This is a genomic window from Sphaerisporangium sp. NPDC049003 (genome assembly GCF_043197795.1).
Lineage (GTDB): Bacteria > Actinomycetota > Actinomycetes > Streptosporangiales > Streptosporangiaceae > Sphaerisporangium.
The window spans coordinates 15,257-34,757 of the sequence record NZ_JBICTU010000011.1; the positions used below are offsets into that span (position 1 = coordinate 15,257).

13 protein-coding genes are annotated in these 19,501 nt (G+C 71.3%); 12 read left to right on the plus strand and 1 reads right to left on the minus strand.

Annotation, left to right across the window (positions count from 1 at the left end; all coding sequences use genetic code 11):
• From ACGFIV_RS14065 to ACGFIV_RS14085, 5 genes are read left to right on the plus strand one after another with little or no spacing between them, the layout of a single operon-like run.
• Nucleotides 1-1,002 carry an enediyne biosynthesis protein gene (locus ACGFIV_RS14065; protein ID WP_358548752.1) on the plus strand — a complete coding sequence of 334 codons (1,002 nt, stop codon included), beginning with the start codon at nucleotides 1-3 and terminating at the stop codon, nucleotides 1,000-1,002.
• Nucleotides 999-6,800, plus strand: a complete 5,802-nt coding sequence (locus ACGFIV_RS14070; protein WP_392834830.1) for an SDR family NAD(P)-dependent oxidoreductase — start codon at nucleotides 999-1,001, stop codon at nucleotides 6,798-6,800. The genes ACGFIV_RS14065 and ACGFIV_RS14070 overlap by 4 nt, the downstream gene beginning before the upstream one ends.
• Nucleotides 6,801-6,803: 3 nt before the next feature.
• The gene (locus ACGFIV_RS14075; RefSeq protein WP_358548746.1) at nucleotides 6,804-7,232 is read left to right on the plus strand and encodes an acyl-CoA thioesterase; all 429 of its coding nucleotides are present in this window, start codon (nucleotides 6,804-6,806) and stop codon (nucleotides 7,230-7,232) included.
• Nucleotides 7,233-7,264: 32 nt separating this feature from the next.
• Nucleotides 7,265-7,804 (plus strand): flavin reductase family protein, encoded by a 540-nt coding sequence (locus tag ACGFIV_RS14080; protein WP_358548743.1) that lies wholly within the window; start codon nucleotides 7,265-7,267, stop codon nucleotides 7,802-7,804.
• Nucleotides 7,801-9,198: a cytochrome P450 gene (locus ACGFIV_RS14085; protein ID WP_358548740.1), complete on the plus strand. Its 1,398-nt coding sequence runs from the start codon at nucleotides 7,801-7,803 to the stop codon at nucleotides 9,196-9,198. The genes ACGFIV_RS14080 and ACGFIV_RS14085 overlap by 4 nt, the downstream gene beginning before the upstream one ends.
• A gap of 403 nt (nucleotides 9,199-9,601) precedes the next feature.
• Here ACGFIV_RS14085 and ACGFIV_RS14090 read toward each other — a convergent pair whose 3' ends face one another.
• Nucleotides 9,602-10,288, minus strand: coding sequence for a helix-turn-helix transcriptional regulator (locus ACGFIV_RS14090; RefSeq protein WP_392834834.1), 687 nt, complete (start codon nucleotides 10,286-10,288; stop codon nucleotides 9,602-9,604).
• A 497-nt stretch (nucleotides 10,289-10,785) separates the two neighbouring features.
• Here ACGFIV_RS14090 and ACGFIV_RS14095 point away from each other — a divergent pair, with 497 nt between their 5' ends.
• The 7 genes from ACGFIV_RS14095 (at nucleotide 10,786) to ACGFIV_RS14125 (ending at nucleotide 19,477) form a co-directional block, all read left to right on the plus strand.
• Nucleotides 10,786-11,316 carry a DUF5987 family protein gene (locus ACGFIV_RS14095; protein WP_392834837.1) on the plus strand — a complete coding sequence of 177 codons (531 nt, stop codon included), beginning with the start codon at nucleotides 10,786-10,788 and terminating at the stop codon, nucleotides 11,314-11,316.
• Nucleotides 11,313-12,968: a GMC family oxidoreductase gene (locus ACGFIV_RS14100; RefSeq protein WP_358548735.1), complete on the plus strand. Its 1,656-nt coding sequence runs from the start codon at nucleotides 11,313-11,315 to the stop codon at nucleotides 12,966-12,968. Before ACGFIV_RS14095 ends, ACGFIV_RS14100 begins: the two co-directional genes overlap by 4 nt.
• Before the next feature lie 14 nt (nucleotides 12,969-12,982).
• A complete protein-coding gene (locus ACGFIV_RS14105) occupies nucleotides 12,983-14,095 on the plus strand; it encodes a carboxymuconolactone decarboxylase family protein (RefSeq protein ID WP_392834841.1) in 1,113 nt (370 codons plus the stop codon).
• Between the two features lie 222 nt (nucleotides 14,096-14,317).
• The gene (locus ACGFIV_RS14110) at nucleotides 14,318-15,121 is read left to right on the plus strand and encodes a TIGR03084 family metal-binding protein (protein WP_358548730.1); all 804 of its coding nucleotides are present in this window, start codon (nucleotides 14,318-14,320) and stop codon (nucleotides 15,119-15,121) included.
• A gap of 102 nt (nucleotides 15,122-15,223) precedes the next feature.
• Nucleotides 15,224-16,264, plus strand: coding sequence for a 3-deoxy-7-phosphoheptulonate synthase (gene aroF / locus ACGFIV_RS14115; RefSeq protein ID WP_358548727.1), 1,041 nt, complete (start codon nucleotides 15,224-15,226; stop codon nucleotides 16,262-16,264).
• Nucleotides 16,265-16,294: 30 nt separating this feature from the next.
• Nucleotides 16,295-17,185: a prephenate dehydrogenase gene (locus ACGFIV_RS14120; protein WP_358548725.1), complete on the plus strand. Its 891-nt coding sequence runs from the start codon at nucleotides 16,295-16,297 to the stop codon at nucleotides 17,183-17,185.
• A 693-nt stretch (nucleotides 17,186-17,878) separates the two neighbouring features.
• Complete coding sequence (locus ACGFIV_RS14125) at nucleotides 17,879-19,477, plus strand: MFS transporter (protein WP_358548722.1); 1,599 nt, start codon at nucleotides 17,879-17,881, stop codon at nucleotides 19,475-19,477.
• The last annotated feature ends 24 nt before the right edge of the window (nucleotides 19,478-19,501 follow it).

Here is a 19,501-nt window from a genome sequence, read left to right on the forward strand (position 1 = left end):
ATGGCTGAAACGAAGGCCCCCGCTGAAACGAAGGCCGCCGCGCCGCCGCGTCACGACCCCAAGGTGATCATCGCACTGCGCAACTTCGCGATCTCGATCTCCGTCTTCAACATCTTCGGATACACCGTCCTCGGGTTCGAGCAGCCCTGGCTGTGGCCGTTCTTCGCCCTCGCCACCGGCTACGCGACCGAGATCGGGCTTGAGTACATCGGAGCCAAGGTCGAGAAGCGCGCGCCGCGCTACACGGGCCTGGGGTTCCGCGGCCTGGTGCAGTTCCTGTATCCAGCGCACATCACCTCGCTCGCGATGAACATGCTGATCTACGTCAACGACCAGATCCTGGTGCTGCTCTTCGGAGTCGTGGTCGCGGTCGGCGCCAAGTGGGTGCTCCGAGCGCCGGTCAAGGGCCGCATGCGGCACTTCATGAACCCGTCGAACTTCGGCATCGCGGTCATCCTGCTGCTCCTGCCCTGGGCCAGCATCGCACCGCCGTACCACTTCACCGAGCACACCGACACCTGGTTCGACTGGATCATCCCCGGGATCATCATCCTCGGCGGCACGATGCTGAACGGCAAGCTCACGAACCGCATGCCGCTGATCCTCGGCTGGGTGGGCGTCTTCGCCCTCCAGGCCATCGTGCGCGGCATCTTCTTCGGAACGTCGATACCCGCGGCACTCGGGATGATGACCGGCGTCGCGTTCGTGCTCTTCAGCAACTACATGGTCACCGACCCGGGCACCAGCCCGTCCAAGCCGGCCTCCCAGGTCGCCTTCGGCGGTGGCATCGCCCTGCTGTACGGCCTGCTGACCGCGGTGCACATCTCCTACGCGCTCTTCTTCGCCACGGCCGGCGTCTGCGCCATCCGCGGCGGCTTCTTCTGGGCGCTGCACTTCGTCAACAAGGCACGCGAGCAGCGTGAGGCCGAGGCGCGCAAGGGCGCCTCCGAGGTTCCCGTAGAGAGGGTCCCGACCGCAGGGAAAGAGGTCGCGACCGTATGACCAGGATCGCGATCGTCGGCATGGCGTGCCGGTACCCGGACGCCACCTCGCCGAGAGAGCTGTGGGAAAACGCTCTCGCCGGTCGCCGCGCCTTCCGGAGACTGCCCGACGTGCGCATGCGCCTAGAGGACTACTGGAACGCCGACCCGGCGCACCCGGACACCTTCTACGCGCGCACCGCGGCGGTCATCGAGGGCTACGAGTTCGACCGCGTCGGTTACAAGATCGGCGGCTCCACGTACCGCTCCACCGACCTCACCCACTGGCTCGCGCTCGACATGGCGGGCCTCGCCCTGGCCGACGCGGGCTTCCCCGGCGCCGAGGGCCTGCCCAAGGAACGCACGGGCGTGGTCGTGGGCAACACCCTTACCGGGGAGTTCACCCGCGCGAACGTCATGCGCCTGCGCTGGCCGTACGTGCGCCGCACCGTGGCCGCGCAGCTCAAGGAGCAGGGCTGGGACGACGACCGGCTGGCCACGTTCCTCGCCGACCTGGAGGTCACCTACAAGAGCCCGTTCCCCTCGATCGACGAGGACACCCTGGCCGGTGGCCTGTCCAACACGATCGCCGGGCGCATCTGCAACTACTTCGACCTCAACGGCGGCGGCTACACCGTCGACGGCGCCTGCTCCTCGTCGCTGCTGTCGGTGACGACGGGGTGCAAGGCGCTGATCGACAACGAGATCGACGTGGCCATCGTCGGCGGCGTCGACCTCTCGATCGACCCGTTCGAGATCGTGGGCTTCGCCAAGACCGGAGCCCTGGCCAAGAACGAGATGCGCCTGTACGACCGGCACTCCAACGGCTTCTGGCCGGGTGAGGGCTGCGGCATGATCGTGCTGATGCGCGAGGAGGAGGCCGTCAAGGCCCGTCACCGCATCTACGCGACCATCGCCGGGTGGGGCATCTCCTCCGACGGCAAGGGCGGGATCACCCGGCCCGAGGTCAGCGGCTACAAGCTCGCGATGCGGCGGGCCTACGAGCGCGCCGGCTTCGGCGTCGAGACCGTGGAGCTGTTCGAGGGCCACGGCACCGGCACCCCCGTCGGGGACGCCACCGAGCTCACCGCGCTGTCCGAGGCACGGGCCGAGGCCGACCCGGGCGCCACGCGCGCGGCGGTCTCCTCCATCAAGGGGATGATCGGGCACGCCAAGGCCGCGGCCGGCGTCGCCGGCCTGATCAAGGCCGCCATGGCGGTGCACGAGCAGGTGCTCCCGCCGGCCATCGGCTGCGTCGACCCGCACGACGTCCTGACCGGCGAGTCGGCGAAGCTCCGCGTCCTTCGCAAGGCCGAGCCCTGGCCGGCCGGGGCGCCCGTGCGCGCCGGCATCACCGCCATGGGCTTCGGCGGCATCAACACCCACGTCGTGCTGGAGAACTCCGGGCCCCGCAAGCGCGCGCCGCTCTCGACGCGCACCAAGAGCCTGGCCTCCTCCTTGCAGGACGCGGAACTGCTCCTCGCCGACGCGGCCTCGCCGCAGGCGCTTCGCGAGCGGGTCGCCGAGCTGGCGGACTTCGTGATCAAGGTGTCCTACGGCCAGCTCGCCGACCTCGCGGCCACACTTCAGCGCGACCTGCGCGAACTGCCGTACCGGGCCGCCGTCGTGGTGTCCTCGCCCGAGGACGCCGAGCGGCAGCTCCAGCGGGTGCTGACCGCGCTCGACGCGGGCGAGACCAGCCTGTTCGCCCCCGACGGCCGGGCCTTCTTCGGCCAGGCCGACGGGCCGGGCCGGGTCGGCTTCCTGTTCCCCGGGCAGGGCTCGGGCCGCGGCACCAGCGGCGGCGCGTTGCGCCGGCGCTTCGCCGAGGCCGAGGAGATCTACCTCAAGGCGAACCTGCCCACCACCGGCGACATGGTCGCCACGGCGGTCGCCCAGCCGCGCATCGTGACCGGCTCCATGGCCGGCCTGCGCGCGCTGGCCGCGATCGGCGTGGAGGCGGACGTCGCGGTCGGGCACAGCCTGGGCGAGATCTCCGCCCTGCACTGGGCCGGCGCGATGGACGAGGAGACCCTGCTGAGGGTCGCGGCCGTCCGCGGAAAGGCCATGACCGAGCACAGCGCCTCGGGCACCATGGCCAGCGTCCGCGCCACACCCGACACGGTGACCGAGCTGGCGGGCGAGCTGCCCGTCGTCATCGCCGGGTACAACGGGCCGGAGCAGACCGTCGTCGCCGGACCGGTCGACGCGATCGAGGAGTTCGGCCGCAAGGCCGCCGGCGCGGGCCTGAAATGGACCAAGCTGCCGGTGTCGCACGCCTTCCACTCCCCGCTCGTCGCACCGGCGGCCGAGGAGTTCGGCGAGCACCTGGCCGGGGAGGACTTCGGGCCGGTCGACCGGCCGATCGTCTCCACCGTGAGCGGGGTGACGCTCACTCCGGACACCGACATCCCGGCGCTGCTGCGCAGGCAGATCACCGATCCGGTCCTGTTCACCCAGGCCGTGGAGGCCGCCGCCAAGGACATGGACCTCCTCGTCGAGGTCGGTCCCGGTCGCGTGCTCAGCGGGCTGGCGGCGTCCGTCACCGACGTCCCGGCCGTCGCGCTGGACACCGACGACGAGTCGCTGACCGGACTGCTCCGGGTGGCCGGCGCGGCCTACGTCGCCGGCGTCCCGATCGTCCACGAGGAGCTCTTCCACGGCCGGCTGGTCAGGCCCCTCGCGGTCGGCACCGAGTTCACCTATTTCCAGAGCCCCGTCGAGAAGGCGCCGCAGATCCAGATCAGCGGCACCGTCCGCCGGGCCGAGGAGCCCCTGAAGGCCGCCCCCGCCGTCGCCTCCGGCGCGGCGCCGGCCGAGGGGGACGCCGCGGAGTCGAGCATCGACCTGCTGCGCCGCCTCGCGGCCGAGCGGGCCGAGCTGCCGCTGGAGATGGTCAGCGAGGACAGCAGGCCGCTGGACGAGCTGCACCTCAGCTCGGTCACGGTGATGCACATCATCGACCAGGCCACCCAGAAGCTGGGCGTGCCCGCCTCCCAGGCGCCGACCAACCTCGCGACGGCGAGCCTTCGCGAACTGTCCGAGGCGCTCGACGCGCTGGCGGCCAACGCCGGTTCCGCCACGGCCGCCCCGGCGACGCTGGTGGCCGGGGCCGCGTCCTGGGCACGGCCCTTCTCCGTCGACCTGGACGAACTGCGCCTCCCCGCGCGGACCTCGCCCCAGGAGAACGGCCAGTGGCAGCTCTACGCGGCCGGGGACTCCCCGCTCGCCGGGCCGCTGCGGCAGGCGCTCGAAAGCGGCAAGGTCGGTTCCGGTGTCCTGGTCGTCCTCCCGCGGGACTGCGCCGAGGAGCACCTGGAGCAGGCGCTGCTGGGCGCGAAGGCGGCCATCGCCGGCCCGTCCGGCACGCGGTTCGTCGTGGTGCAGCACGACCGCGGCGCCGCGGGTCTGGCCAAGACGCTCCAGCTTGAGGCCCCTCACCTGCGCACCACCATCGTCCACGTGCCCGCGGCCCCCGAGGCCGTCTCCTGGGTCGTGGCCGAGGTGGCGTCGACCACCAGGTTCGCCGAGGCGTTCTACGACGCCGATGGCGTGCGCCGGGTGCCGACGATGCGCGCCATGCCGGTGAGGTCCGCCCGTACGGAGCAGCCGCTGGACGGCGGCGACGTGCTGCTGGTCACCGGTGGCGGCAAGGGCATCACCGCCGAGTGCGCTCTGGCGGTGGCGACCGACACCGGCGCCAAGCTGGCGGTGCTGGGCCGTTCCGACCCGGCCGCCGACCAGGAGCTGGCCGACAACCTCCGCAGGATGGCCGAGTCCGGCGTGACGGTCCGCTACGCCCGGGCCGACGTCACCGACGCGGGCGCGGTCCGGCGCGGCATCGCCGAACTGGAGGCGGAGCTCGGATCCGTCACCGCCGTGCTGCACGGCGCGGGGCGCAACGAGCCCGGAGGCCTGTCGACCCTCGACATGGCCGCCTTCCGGCGCACCTTCGCCCCGAAGGTCGACGGCCTGCGCAACGTGCTCGACGCCGTCGACCCGGCACGGCTCCGCCTGCTGGTGTCCTTCGGCAGCATCATCGGCCGCGCCGGCCTGCATGGCGAGGCCCACTACTCCACGGCCAACGACTGGCTGGCGGAGCTCACCCGCGAGGTGGGCGAGCGGCACCCGCGGTGCCGCGCGATCTGCATGGAGTGGTCGGTCTGGTCCGACGTCGGCATGGGCGAGCGGCTCTCGGTCGTCGAGGGCCTCGCCGCCAAGGGCATCGCGCCGATCTCCCCCGAGCAGGGGGTGCAGATCATGCGGCGGCTGGTCGCCGACCCCGACGTCCCCACCGTCGTGGTGATCAGCGGGCGCACCGAGGGCATCGACACCGTCCGCTACGACCTGCCGTCGCTTCCGCTGCTGCGCTTCGTCGACAAGCCGCTGATCCGCTACCACGGGGTCGAGCTCGTCACCGAGGCCGAGATGAACGCCGGCACCGACCTCTACCTGGCCGACCACCTCCTGGACGGCAACCTGCTGTTCCCGGCCGTGTTCGGCATGGAGGCCATGACGCAGGTGGCCTCGGCCACCATCGGGCGCGAAGCGGTCCCGGTGATCGAGAACGCCGAGTTCCTGCGGCCGATCATCGTGCCGCCGGAGGGCAGCACCACGATCCGGATCGCCGCCACCGTCACGGAGGACGACGACACGGTCGAGGTCGCCATCCGCAGCGCGGAGACCGGCTTCGAGGTGGACCACTTCCGCGCGCGGCTGCGGTTCACCGGCGAGGCGGCGCCGGAGGGCCCGCCGAGCCAGATCGGCGAGGGCCTGCCGGTCGTCCCGCTGGACCCGGCCACCGAGCTGTACGGCGACGTGCTGTTCCAGGGCGGGCGGTTCCACCGCCTGCGCCGCTACCACAGGGCCGCCGCGCGGCACGTGGACGCCGACGTGGCCGCGATCTCGGCCAGGGACTGGTTCGCCGGCTTCCTGTCCGGGGAGCTGCTCCTCGGCGACCCGGGCATGCGCGACGCGCTGATGCACGGCAACCAGGTCTGCGTGCCGGACGCCACGTTGCTGCCGGTCGGGATCGACCGGATCCACCCCGGTGGCGCCGCGCTGGCGGCGGCGGGCGAGCTGCGCTACTGCGCCACCGAGCGGGAACGCGTCGGTGACACCTACATCTACGACATCGCGGTGCGCACACCGGCCGGCGAGGTCGTCGAAAGGTGGGAAGGCCTGCGCCTGCAGGCGGTGCGCAAGAAGGACGGGCGCGGCCCGTGGGTGACCCCGCTCCTCGGGTCCTACCTTGAGCGCACGCTGGAGGACCTGGTCGGCGCGCGGGTCGCGGTCGCGGTCGAGCCGCACACTCCGGACGGCCCGGACGGCGACGCCGAGCGTCAGGCCCGTACGGCCGTGGTGGCCGGGCGCGCGCTCGGCCGGCGGGTCGAGGTCCGGCACCTTCCCGGCGGAGGGCTGGAGATCGACGGCGGCACGACGGTCTCGGCGTCCCACGGGGCGGGCGTGACCCTGTGCGTCGCCGCCGAGGGCACGCTGGGCTCCGGCGTCGCGCCGGTGACCGAGCGGCCCGAGGCCGAGTGGCTGGAGCTGCTCGGAGCGCACGCGCCGCTGGCCGGGCTGGTCTCCGCGGAGACCGGTGAGGGGCTCGGCACCGCGGCGACGCGCGTGCTGACCGCCGTCGAGTGCCTGCGCGGCGCCGGCCTCCCGCTGGACGCGCCCCTGACCCTCGCCCCGGCGGGACGGGACGCGTGGGCGGTCTTCGCGTCGGGCGGTGCGCGCGTCTCGACGCTCGCCACGACGCTCCGGGACGCCCAGTCCCCAGTCGTGTTCGCAGTCCTCACGGAAGGGCGGTCGTAGGCCATGGGCAAGTACTACGAATACCAGCACACGGTCGGCTTCGAAGAGACCAACATCGTCGGCAACGTCTACTACGTCAACTACCTGCGGTGGCAGGGACGATGCAGGGAGATGTTCCTGAAGCAGCGGGCGCCCGAGGTGCTCGCCGACCTCCAGGACGACCTGAAGCTCTTCACGCTGAAGGTGGACTGCGAGTTCTTCGCCGAGATCACGGCCTTCGACGAGCTGTCGATCAGGATGCGGCTGCAGGAGCTGGCGCAGACCCAGGTCGAGTTCAGCTTCGACTACGTCCGCCTCGACCCGGGAGAGGGCGAGACCCTCGTCGCCCGCGGCCGGCAGCGAGTGGCGTGCATGCGCGGGCCGAACACCCGAACGGTCCCCGCCAGGGTTCCCGACGCCTTGGCCCGGGCGCTCGAACCGTACGCCCAGTAGGCGCGGATGCGACAGCTAGCAAGGAGGACAGCGTGAACGTCGAGAACTCCACGACAACCCGTCCGATGCCGGACGCGAGGTCGCTGCGGCGGGCATTCGGGACGTTCGCCACCGGTGTCACGGTCGTGACGACGGGTGGCCCCACCCCGCACGCCATGACCGCCAACTCCTTCACCTCGGTGTCGCTTGAGCCGCCACTGGTGCTGATCTGCGTCGATCGCGGCGCGGTGATGCACCAGTGCCTCACCGACACGGGCTTCTTCGGGGTGTCGGTGCTGGCCGCCCACCAGGAGGCGGCGGCGCTGCACTTCGCCGACCGCTGGCGCACCTTGGGCGCGGCCCAGTTCGACCACGTCGACTGGACGCCCGGGGAGGTGAGCGGCGTGCCGATGCTCGATGGCACGCTCGCCAGCTTCGAGTGCGAGCTGTGGCGCACCTACGACGGTGGTGACCACACCATCTTCATCGGAAAGGTGATCTCGCTCCACCAGCAGACCGACCGGGACGCCCTGCTGGTCTTCAAGGGAAAGTTCCGGCAGATCAGTCCTGATTGGAGCGAGGTGCCGGCGTGACTGTCACCGGACCACAGCCCCAGGAGGCACCCGAGCGGCCGGCCGGATCCCCGGCCCGCCGCCGGGTGCCCCCCGGCCCGCCTCCCTGGGCGGCGCCGAGCCTGTTCAAGAAGCTGGCGACGGACCGGATCGCGCTGATGTCGCTCGCCGCGACCTACGGCGACGCGGCCCGGCTGTCGATCGGCCCGAAGACCCTCTACTTCTTCAACCACCCCGACCACGCCAAGCACGTGCTGGCCGACAACAGCGGCAACTACCACAAGGGCGTCGGCCTCGTGCAGGCACGGCGCGCCATCGGTGACGGGCTGCTGACCAGCGAGGGCGACCTGTGGCGCAAGCAGCGCAGGATGATCCAGCCCGTGTTCCAGAACAAGCGGATCTCCCAGCAAGACGGGATCATCGCCAAGGAGGCGGAGAACCTGGTCGAGCGGCTGCGGTCCCACGCGGGCGGCGAGCCGGTCGACGTCGTCCAGGAGATGACCTCGCTGAGCCTCGGCGTGCTCGGGCGCACGCTGCTCGACGCCGACCTCGGCGCCTTCAGCTCGATCGGGCACTCCTTCGAGGCCGTGCAGGACCAGGCGATGTTCGAGCTGGTGACGCTGAGCAAGGTGCCGCTGTGGGCGCCGCTGCCCAAGCAGATCCGGTTCCGCCGCGCCCGCAAGGAACTCCAGCGGATCGTCGACCACCTCGTCGCCGACCGCCTGGAGCGGACCGGCGAGGGCGGCGACGACGTCGTGTCCCGCCTGATCGGCTCGACCCGGCAGGAGACCGACCCGCGCGTCGGCCGGCAGCGCATGCGTGACGAGCTCGTCACCCTGCTGCTCGCGGGGCACGAGACGACGGCGAGCACGCTGTCGTGGACGTTCCACCTCATCGACGGGCATCCGGAGGTCCGCGAGCGGCTGCGCGCCGAGGCGGTCGAGGTGCTCGGCGACCGGCTGCCGGTCTACGAGGACCTGCACCGGCTGCGCTACACCGCGATGGTCGTGGAGGAGGTCATGCGCCTCTACCCGCCCGTCTGGATGCTCCCCCGGGAGGCCCAGGGGGACGACGAGGTCGGCGGCTACCACGTGCCGGCCGGTTCCGACGTGCTGATCAGCCCGTACACGCTGCACCGGCACCCGGCGTTCTGGGACGCGCCCGACACGTTCGACCCCGAGAGGTTCGACCCGGACCGTCCCGCGAACCGGCCGAGGTACGCCTACATCCCGTTCGGCGCGGGACCGAGGTTCTGCGTCGGCAACCACCTCGGGATGATGGAGGCCACGTTCGTGATCGCCATGGTGGCCCGTGACCTGCGGCTCACCAAGGTTCCCGGCCACGAGGTGGTCGCCGAGCCGATGCTGTCCCTGCGGGTACGCGGCGGGCTGCCGATGACCGTGCACTCCGTGTGACATCCGCGGTGCCGCGGGCCTGAGACGGCTCGCGGCGCCGCGGCCACGACGGACCACAACCGGACGACAGAAGCACCACGACGGATATGGCGGGCGCCCGGCTCACGGGTCGCCCGCCATCTGTGGTGGCGGAGAAGCCGTGGTGGCGCGGGGTCGCTCGCAGGCTGTGGCGATGGGTGCGCGGGTTCGCTCGCGGGCTGTGAATGCCCTTCTCAGAGCGAGGGAAGCGGATCCGGCCCGAGCCCGGGGTCGGGACGACCGGACGGGGCTCGCTTAGGGGGCCAGGATCGGGAGGAAGGGGATGCGCCCGGCTCGGCAAGGGGGCCGGAAGGGCCGGTCGCGCATCGGCCGCGGCCGCCCGCCGCTCGTGTGGGGCGGGGTTCGGCGCGCCGGCGGCGGTGGCTCAGTGGGTGAGCTGGGGGACGTTCACGGACAGCAGGTCGCGCAGGGCGAGCAAAACCGGAGGGTCGAGGGGGCGCATGGGCCGCAGGTGGAGGTCGGCGACCTTCGTGTGTGTGCCAGGCCGTACCGTGATCGGCCCGTGGCGCCCGATGCAGAGCGCCTCGTCGCCTCCTGGCGCGTGGTCGACGGCGTCCTCGCGGCCCGGGGCCACGGACTGCGCCATCAGGTGCCACTCGCCCTGGGGGACGTCCTCCAGGACGTACGGGCCGGGCTTGGGGAGGATCACGTACCTGACGGGCTGGCCTTCGAGGATCCTGTCGGGGAAGAGCCCGGCGAAGATGGGCTGGTCCTTCAGCGGGGACGAGATGTCCCCCCTGACCGTCGTCACGGGCTCGTTCCCCGTCGTGTCCTCCCAGCCGGCGGCGGACATCTGCGGTGTGATGCTCTTGAGCTGCCGGTACTTGGTGGGGGAGAGCCCCACACTGCTGGTGAACCTTGAGCTGAAGGTGCCGACGCTGGAATACCCGACCCTGTGGCTGATGTCGGTGACGGTCAGCGAGGTGGAGGCGAGGAGCCGCTTGGCCTCCTGGAGCCGCACCGCCGAAAGGAAACGGCCGGGAGAAAGCCCGGTCACCCGCTGGAATACGCGGGAGAAGTGAAACTTGCTGAACATCGCCGTGCGAGCCATGTCATTGATTGTGAGTTGCTCACCGAGGTTCTCGTGCATACTCTTCACGACACGCATCACGGCTTGTTCGATTGCGTTTTCCATTGCTCCCCCCGTGCGTTGGAGGTGTGGTTGCAATTGACCCCGGATTAACACGGGAGAGCTCGTCATCCCGAGCCTCCGTCATCTGGTCTCACCCCATGGCAGCGAATTCTTCCCACCTACATACGGTGCGAAATCCGGAAAAGGCGACGCTCGACGACGCCACATCGACGGCACTTCGCCATGCCATCAGAATTGGCCGCCCCACCTCCTGCGACAACCCCTACCAGCCCCCAGCCTGCTGATATCCCGTTCCGGCGGGGGTGGGAAATGGCGCCGCGTGCGGATGTGAAAGCAACGCAGAAGATGCATCGGAGGCGGCCGTGGGCGAACGATGAACTGGTCAGCAGTCGACCTAGACGGACGAGGACACGCCTATGCGGCCGCCAACTTCAGACGAAGAGCAGACCAGGACGATGACGATCGAGGCGTACGCCGACACGATCGTCCCTGGCGAGAAGCGGTCATCCGACGACAGGGCCATCGCGGGAGCCACCACGGGCGGCGGGGCGGTGGCCGCGGGCGCCATCGAGCTGCTGGAGTGGGACGCGACGGGGCTGAGCGGCGCGCTCGGCGACCTCGCCGGCGCGCTGAACGAGCACACGCTGGCGTACGCCGCCGAGCTCGGGCTGGCGCTCGACGAGTCGGTGCCCCCGTTCGTGGCGCTGTCGTTCGAGCACAGGACCGCCATGGTGAACCGGCTCACCACGCCCGGCCACCCGGAGAAGCCGCTCTGGGTCAGCCTCGCGCTGTTCTGCAACATGGCCTTCGACTCGGCGGCCCACCTCCACACCGCCGACGCCATCGCCGCCGGGCACCCCGGGCTGATCGCGATGGGCATCGAGAAGCCCGATCCCGACGGGCGGTGGCGGTTCCCGAGCTACTCCTACGGCCGGCCGCTGGCCCGCCTGCACCCGGACACGACCCCTTCAGGGAGCCCCGCATGACGAGCACCGAGAGCACCGACGTCCTGGTGATCGGAAGTGGCTTCGGCGGCGCGATCGCGGCGTACCACCTCGCGGCCGGCGGCGCGCGGGTCGTGGTGCTCGAACGCGGCCCATGGCTGACGGGCCAGGACTTCGACCACGACTTCAAGCTCGGATCCTCGTACACGCGGGCCTTCGACTTCGTCGTGGGCGACGGCATGAGCATCCTCGGCGGCAACTGCGTGGGCGGCGGCAGCGTCGTCTACTTCGCCGCGATGCCCCGCGCGCCGCGCTACGTCTTCGAGCGCCACGGGAGCATCGGCAGGCGGATGTGGCCGGCCGCCGTCAGCCGTGACACCCTCGACCCCTGGTACGACCGGGTGGCCGAGTCGATCAAGATCACCAAGCAGGACTGGAACGACGTCTCCTACGCCGGGGGGCTGTGGGCCGCGGCCTGCAACCACGCCGGCCGTACGGCCAACCCCGTGCCGGTCGCCATCGACACCGCCCAGTGCACCAACTGCAACTGGATGATGGCCGGGTGCCACTTCGACGCCAAGCAGTCCCTGCTGTTCAACTACCTGCCCGCGGCCATCGCGCACGGTGCGGAGATCCGGCCGCTGCACGAGGTGCAGAAGATCTCGCGCACCGACGACGGCGGCTACCGGGTGCACTACGACCACATCGACGAGGAGGACTACCGGATCCGCCACGAGAGCGGCACGATCGACGCCAAGGTCATCGTGCTCGCGGCGGGCGCCGGCGCCACCCCCGTCATCCTCCAGCGCAGCGAGGAGACGCTCGGCACCATGCCGCGCGCCGTCGGCCGCTACTTCTCCGGCAACGGCGAGCGGCTGAACACCGCGATCCTCAACGAGGACCGCGTGCGCGACGTGCTCGGGCTGGAGCGCGGCGACGGCCTGGCGTACGAGGCCAACCAGATCGGCAAGGGCCCGGTCGTCGCGAGCTGGGACCGCCTGGACGGCTCGCTGCCGGAGTACTCGCGGTTCTCGCTGGAGCAGCTGTACTTCCCGCCCGGCCTCGGCACCATCCTCGCGCAGGTCCCCGGCGCCACGGGACCGAGCTGGTTCGGCGTGGACAAGAAGGAGATCCTCAAGCGCTGGCGGTCCTGGCTGATCATCTTCCAGATGACCGAGGACGACAACGAGGGGGTCTTCGGCCCGCCTCCCGCCCACGGCAACGCCGACCGGCTGTCGCAGCAGATGCTCGGCGTCGGCCGCCTCAAGTACGACCCGACGCCCAACACGCTGCGCGGCTGGGCCGAGGCGGACGCCGAGGTCAAGGACATCCTGGAGCGTGACGGGCTCGCCGAGGTGGCGGCGTGGACCAACGACGTCGTGGGCGCCTACACCGTCCACCCGCTGGCCTCCTGCCGTATCGGCGACGACCCGGCGACCTCGGCGCTCGACGACCGAAACGAGCTGCGCGGCCACCCGGGCATCTTCGTCACCGACGGCTCGGCCGTCCCCGCAGCGCTGAACGTCAACCCCGCGATGACCATCGCCGCGCTCGCCGAGCGCGCGATCCCCGGCATCGTCCAGGCGGCCCAGAGCCGGGGCGTCGACGTCACGTACGGCGCGCCCGCCCCCGACGGCTCCATCGCCGGCCGGCGCGGAGCCCTGCCCCTGGTGTCCAGCCTGCTGCGCCGGTAGGAGAGGAAGAGACCATGGGCAAGATGCTCAGCCGGGTGACGCTTCCGGGAACGCTGTCCCAGGTCCGCCATGTCTCCCCGGTGCGGCCGCGCGAGGCGACCGCACCGGTCACCCGGGTCTACGCGCAGGCCGAGCGGGACTTCGGGATGCTCGCGCCCCCCCTGCTCCTGCACTCGCCGGCCCCCGAGACCCTGGCGGCCTCGTGGACGATCCTGCGGGAGTCGCTCCTCGCCGGCGGGCTCGTCAGCAGGCCGGTCAGGGAGGCGGTCGCCACCGCGGTGTCGGCCGGCAACGCGTGCCCGTACTGCGTCGACGTGCACCGCGCCACGATGGACGGCCTGGTGCCTGGACGTCACGCCGCCGAGATCGCGGACGGCCGCGTCGAGGCGGTCACCGACCCCGTGATCCGCCAGGTGGCCGCCTGGGCGCGGGCGAGCGGCACGAGCGCGGCCGCCGCCCGCCACGAGGCCCCGCTCCCGGAGGAGCAGACCAGGGAGCTGGCCGGGGTGGCGGTCACCTTCCAGTACCTGAACCGCATGGTCAACATCTTCCTCGGCGACTCCCCGCTCCCACCGGAGGTGCCGGACAGGGCTCGCGGTGGCTTCATGCGGGTGTTCGGCCTCGTCATGCGCCCGGCGGCGCGCAGGGCCGCGGAGCCCGGCGACTCGCTCGACCTGCTGCCGGACGCTCCGCTGCCCGGGGAGCTTTCCTGGGCGGACGGCACGCCGCACCTCGCCGGGGCCTTCGCCCGCGCCGCCGCCGCCTTCGAGGGCGCCGGCCGCCGCTCGGTGCCGGCCCCGGTGCGCGAGATGGTCACCGCCGAGCTGGCCGCGTGGAACGGGGAGCCGGCGGGTCTCGGCCGCGCCTGGGTGACCGGACCGGTGTCGGGCCTGCCGCCCGCCCAGCGCCCGGCGGGCCGCCTGGCGCTGCTCACGGCCATGGCCTCCTACCAGGTCGACCAGGCGGTCATCGACGAGTTCCGCTCCGGGACGCCCGGCGACCGGGCGCTCGTCGAGCTCACCTCGTGGGCGAGCATGGCCGCGGCGCGCCGTATCGCGAGCTGGCTCGTGACCGCCCCGCTCGCCCGTACGGCCGAGGGCGGCGACGGCGGCCCGTCGCTCACCTGAGCGCCACCCCGGCGGCCCGTGGAATACGGGCCGCCGGCGGATCGGGCCGCGAATCGGCGAAAAGCACACACGGAGAAGACACCGGTATTTCAATTGATGCATGCTTGTTTCAGGAACATGAATTGAATTACCTGGATTTATTCATGAATATGAGTGGCCGCCTTTCGGCCGGCGCACCGCGCCAATCGACCAGGCATCCGATTCCAGTGAGAGGAGAGAGGCGTGACCGAGCTGGACAACGTGCTTGAGGCCCTGACCGCGGAGGGCGAGGAGCTCGACCGCCTAGTGGCCGGTCTCGACGCTTCGCAGTGGGAGCTGCCCACCCCCGCCCCCGGATGGACGATCGCGGACCAGATCGCCCACCTCGCCTTCATCTTCCGGCTCGCCGGGACCGCCGCGTCCGACGCCGAGGCGTTCAAGGCCATGATCGCGGGAGCCGAGCACGACTTCAACGGCGCGGTCAACGCCGCCCTCTCGCTCTACGCCGGCGACACCCCCGAGGTGCTGCTCGACCGGTGGCGGGCCGAGCGCGAGACCGTGACCGCGGCGCTCGCCGCCGTGCCGCCCGGCCAGGTCGTGCCGTGGCTGGTCAACCCGCTGCCGCCCATCATCCTCGCCTGCGCCGGGATCATGGAGCAGTTCGCGCACGGCCAGGACATCTTCGACGCGCTCGGGGCGCGGCGCGAGCTGACCGACCGCATCGAGCACCTGGTCGTCTTCGCGGTGCTGACCCGGGACTTCGGCTACCTGTCGCGGGGCGAGACCCCGCCGGCGACCGAGTTCCGCTTCGAGCTCACCGCCCCCTCGGGCAAGCTGTGGGCGTTCGGCCCGGAGGACTCGCCGCAGAAGGTGACCGGGCCCGCCTCCGACTTCTGCCTCCTGGTGACCAGGCGGCGCCACCGCGACGACCTGCGGGTCGTCGCCACCGGCAGCGAGGCCGACCACTGGCTGGACATCGCGCAGTGCTACCGGGGGCCCGCCGGGGCCGGCCGTACGCCCGGCCAGTTCGCGACCGCCCAGGTGTGACGACGCGCCTTCCGGTATCGCTTCCCCTGCTGTGCGCCACCGAGAACGGCGTCACGAAGACGGCCTGGTATCGGAGTGAAAACGAAGAAAGGCCGCAAATACATGGTAATCGTGATGACCGCGGACGCCACCCCGTCGGACATTCAGGCCGTCGTCTCGCTGGTGCAATCGGCGGGAGGCGAAGCGTTCGTCAGCCGTGGGGTCAGCCGGATAATCATCGGCCTGGTCGGTGACGTCGACCAGTTCGCCACGCTGAACCTGCGGGGGATGCGGGGGGTCGGCCAGGTCACGCGGATCTCGGCGAAGTACAAGCTGGTCAGCCGCGAGCACCATCCCGACCGCTCGGTCGTGCAGGTCGGGGGAGTGTCGATCGGCCCCCGCACCATGACGCTGATCGCGGGGCCTTGCGCCGTCGAGACGCCGGACCAGACGCTCGCCTCGGCCCGCATGGCGCAGGCGGCCGGCGCGACGCTGCTGCGCGGCGGGGCGTTCAAGCCGCGCACCTCCCCCTACGCCTTCCAGGGGCTGGGGGAGCGCGGGCTGCGGATCCTCGCCGACGTGCGCGAGGAGACCGGCCTGCCCATCGTCACCGAGGTCGTCGGCGCCCACGACGTCGACATGGTCGCCTCCTACGCCGACATGCTCCAGGTCGGCACCCGCAACATGCAGAACTTCCCGCTGCTGCAGGCCGTCGGGGCGGTCGGCAAGCCCGTCATGCTCAAGCGCGGCATGAACGCCACCATCGAGGAGTGGCTCATGGCGGCCGAGTACATCGCCCAGCGCGGCAACCTCGACATCGTGCTGTGCGAGCGCGGCATCCGCACGTTCGAGACCGCCACCCGCAACACCCTCGACATCTCGGCGGTGCCGGTGGCCCAGCGGCTGTCACATCTGCCGGTCGTCGTCGACCCCTCCCACTCCGGCGGTCGCCGCGACCTCGTCCTGCCGCTCAGCAGGGCGGCCATCGTGGCGGGCGCCGACGGCCTCATCGTCGACGTACACCCCGACCCCGACATCGCGCTGTGCGACGGGCCGCAGGCCCTGGTCGCGGAGGACCTGGAGGTGCTGGCGGACACGATGAGGGACCTGAGCGCCTTCATGGGCCGTCAGCCGTCCACACAGCGGGAGCTTCTGGCCGGCTGAGAGCTCGGCCAGGGCACTTGGGGAGGGCTGATGTATCCGTCCACACTTCGCCGCGTCTCGATCCTCGGCAGCGGCGTGATCGGCACCTCGATCGCACTCGCGCTGCGGCGCTCCGGCGTCCGCGTCGCGCTGTCCGACCGGGACGGCGACGTGGTCGCGAAGGCGGAGCTGATGGGAGCAGGGGTCGCGCTGACGCCCGGCGATCCCCCCGCCGACGTGGTGGTCATCGCCACGCCGCCGTCCACCGTCGTGGACGTGCTCCTCGACGCCCAGGCCCGGGGTCTCGGCGCCGTGTACACCGACGTCGCGAGCACCAAGGCCCGCATCGTCGCCGACGCCGAGCGCGCGGGCTGCGATCTGACCACCTACGTACCCGGGCATCCCATGGGAGGCCGCGAGCTGTCCGGCCCGTTCGCCGCCCGCGCCGACCTGTTCACCGGCCGGCCGTGGGCGCTGTGCCCGCACGCGGCGACGCCGCCGGAGCGCCTCCACATGGTGGCCGAGCTGGTGTCGGTGTGCGGGGCCGAGCCCGAGGTGCTCGCCCCGAGCACCCACGATCGGGTCGTCGCCGCGGTGTCGCACGCGCCGCACCTGGTGGCGGCGGCGCTCGCCGCCGGGTTCGCGGGCGCGGACGAGACCATGCTGTCGCTGGTGGGCAAGGGGTTGCAGGACGCGACCCGCATCGCCACCGGTGACCCGGCCCTGTGGTGCGACATCCTCCAGCACAACGCCGACGCGGTGGCCGTGGTGCTGGAGACGGTGGTGCGGGAGTTGTCACAGGCGGCGCACGTGCTGCGGAGCCTGGACCCCGCCGATTCCGGCGCCCTCGCCGACCTGCTGGTGCGGGGCAACCAGGGCCGCGACCGCATCGTCGAGACGTGGCCGGCCCGCCGGGCGGAGAAGGCGGGCACGCGGGCCTGACACGGCGGGCCCCGGCGAAGGCCCCGGGAAATGTCACGGAACGGTCACCTGAGAATGCGTCAATTACCTAAAAAATAGGAACAATCATCATCTTCCGCCCACGTGAAAGAGCACTTTGAAAGAAGTCTCCACCGAGTGGGCGACGAGATAATGCTGTGGAGAGCATCGGCGGGCGGTCGTCGCCCGGGTTCCGCCGGAAGGAAGGAGCGTGCCGGCCGGCATGACAGGTGGATGGCTTGGCTTCACATCACCAGGAGGTTCGCCCGTGCGCGGGATCGGTGGTGGAGCCGGGAGTATCTCGGGTCGGCTGGTGTCGGCGTGTTCCCTCATGGCTTGCTCTGACCGGTTTCTGACCTCGTCGGTGCGACTTACGAACGTCCCCGCTTTCCTGCCTTTCGTGGCGCGGGGTGTACGGGATTACTGCTCTGTCTCTCGCCGGATCCTTTCGCGGCGGTCCTTGGGCGCGCCTTTCGTCCACGCACAACACGCGCGGCAGGCGCCGTCTGAGTGACCGACCGCATCCGGGATCCCGACGAAAGGGGGCGCCGCTGTCAGCACTCACTGGCCGGTTCGCCCCCTCTCGCGTGTTCCGGAGAATCCGGCATAAAACGAGCAAATCCATGTAAATCGCACCATCTCACTCGGTACCAGCCTTTTTCGCTGATCGCGGCCGACGAAGAGAGGAACGGGAACGTGACAGACGCTGTGCAACCCAAAGCGGGGAAACGCGAGTGGATAGGTCTGGCGGTGATCGCCCTTCCCGCCATGCTCGTCTCCCTCGACATGTTCGTGGTGCTCCTGGCGCTGCCCCACCTGACCACGGCGATCCACACCAACAGCATCGAGCAGCTGTGGGTCGTCGACATCTACGGCTTCATGGTGGCGGGCTTCCTGGTCACGATGGGCAACCTCGGCGACCGGATCGGCCGCCGCAAGCTGCTCCTGATAGGCGCGGCGGCGTTCAGCGCCGCCTCCGTGCTCGCCGCCTACGCGACCAGCCCGCTCATGCTGATCATCGCCAGGGCTCTGCTCGGCACCGCCGGGGCAACGCTCGGCCCGTCCACGCTCTCGCTGATCACCAACATGTTCCACGACGCCAAGCAGCGCGCCTCCGCCATCGGCATCTGGGCGGGCGCCTTCTCGGTCGGCGCCATCATCGGCCCGCTCGTCGGAGGCATCCTGCTCGACCACTTCTGGTGGGGCTCGGTGTTCCTGGTGGGCGTGCCGCCCATGGTGCTGCTTCTGGTGGCGGGCCCGAGCCTGCTGCCCGAGTACCGCAATCCGCAGGCCGGCAAGACCGACCTCGTCAGCGTGGTCCTGTCCCTGGTGGCGCTGCTGCCGATGATCTACGGGGTCAAGGAGCTGGCCCGTGACGGCTGGGCCGTGGTGCCGGTCGTGGCCCTGGTGCTGGGCGCGATCTTCGCGGTGGCGTTCGTACGGCGGCAGCGCGCGCTGACCGACCCCCTGCTCGACCTGCGCCTGTTCAACAACCGCATCTTCAACACCGAGCTGGCGAGCATGCTGTTCTACAGCGCGCTCACCGGCACGACGATGCTGTTCGTCGCGCAGTTCTTCCAGACGGTGGCGGGCCTGACGCCGCTCCAGGCGGGCCTCGGCCTGCTGCCCGGACTGCTCCTCGGCATCGTCAGCCTGACGGTGGGCCCGCAGCTCGCCGGCCGGATCCGCCCGAGCGTCCTGATCGCGGGCGGCCTGCTGTTCGTCGTCGCCGGCATGGTGGTGATCACGCTGTCCGGCTCGGACGGCAGCGCCACGGGCCTGATCGTGGGCTACGCCATCTGGTGTCTCGGCGGCGGCCCCCTGCTGACCCTGGGCGTCGGCCTGGTCGTCGGGACCGTCCCGCCGGAGAAGGCCGGGTCGGCGTCGTCGCTGACGCAGATCGCCAACGAGTTCGGCTACGCGGGCGGCATCGCCACCGTCGGCACGATCGGCACCCTCGTGTACCGGAGCCAGATCGCCGACGCCATACCCGCCGGTCTTCCCGCGGCGGCGAGCGACGCGGCTCGCGACAGCATCGCCGGCGCCGCCTCCGCCGCCGCCGCGCTTCCCGAGCAGATCGCCTCGGCGGTCCTCGTCCCCGCGCGCGAGGCGTTCACCAACGGCCTGCACATCGTGGCCGGCGTGAGCGCCCTCATAGTCCTGGGAGTCGCCATCCTCAACGCGGTCGTGCTCAAGGACCTGCCCCCCTTCGGGCAGGCTCCCAGCGGCCCGGGGGAGGGCCCGGCCGAGGCCGAGCCCGCACCCGCGGAGGTGCCGGCCGCCCAGAAGGTCTAGGTGCCGAGGGCGGGCCTCTCCGGG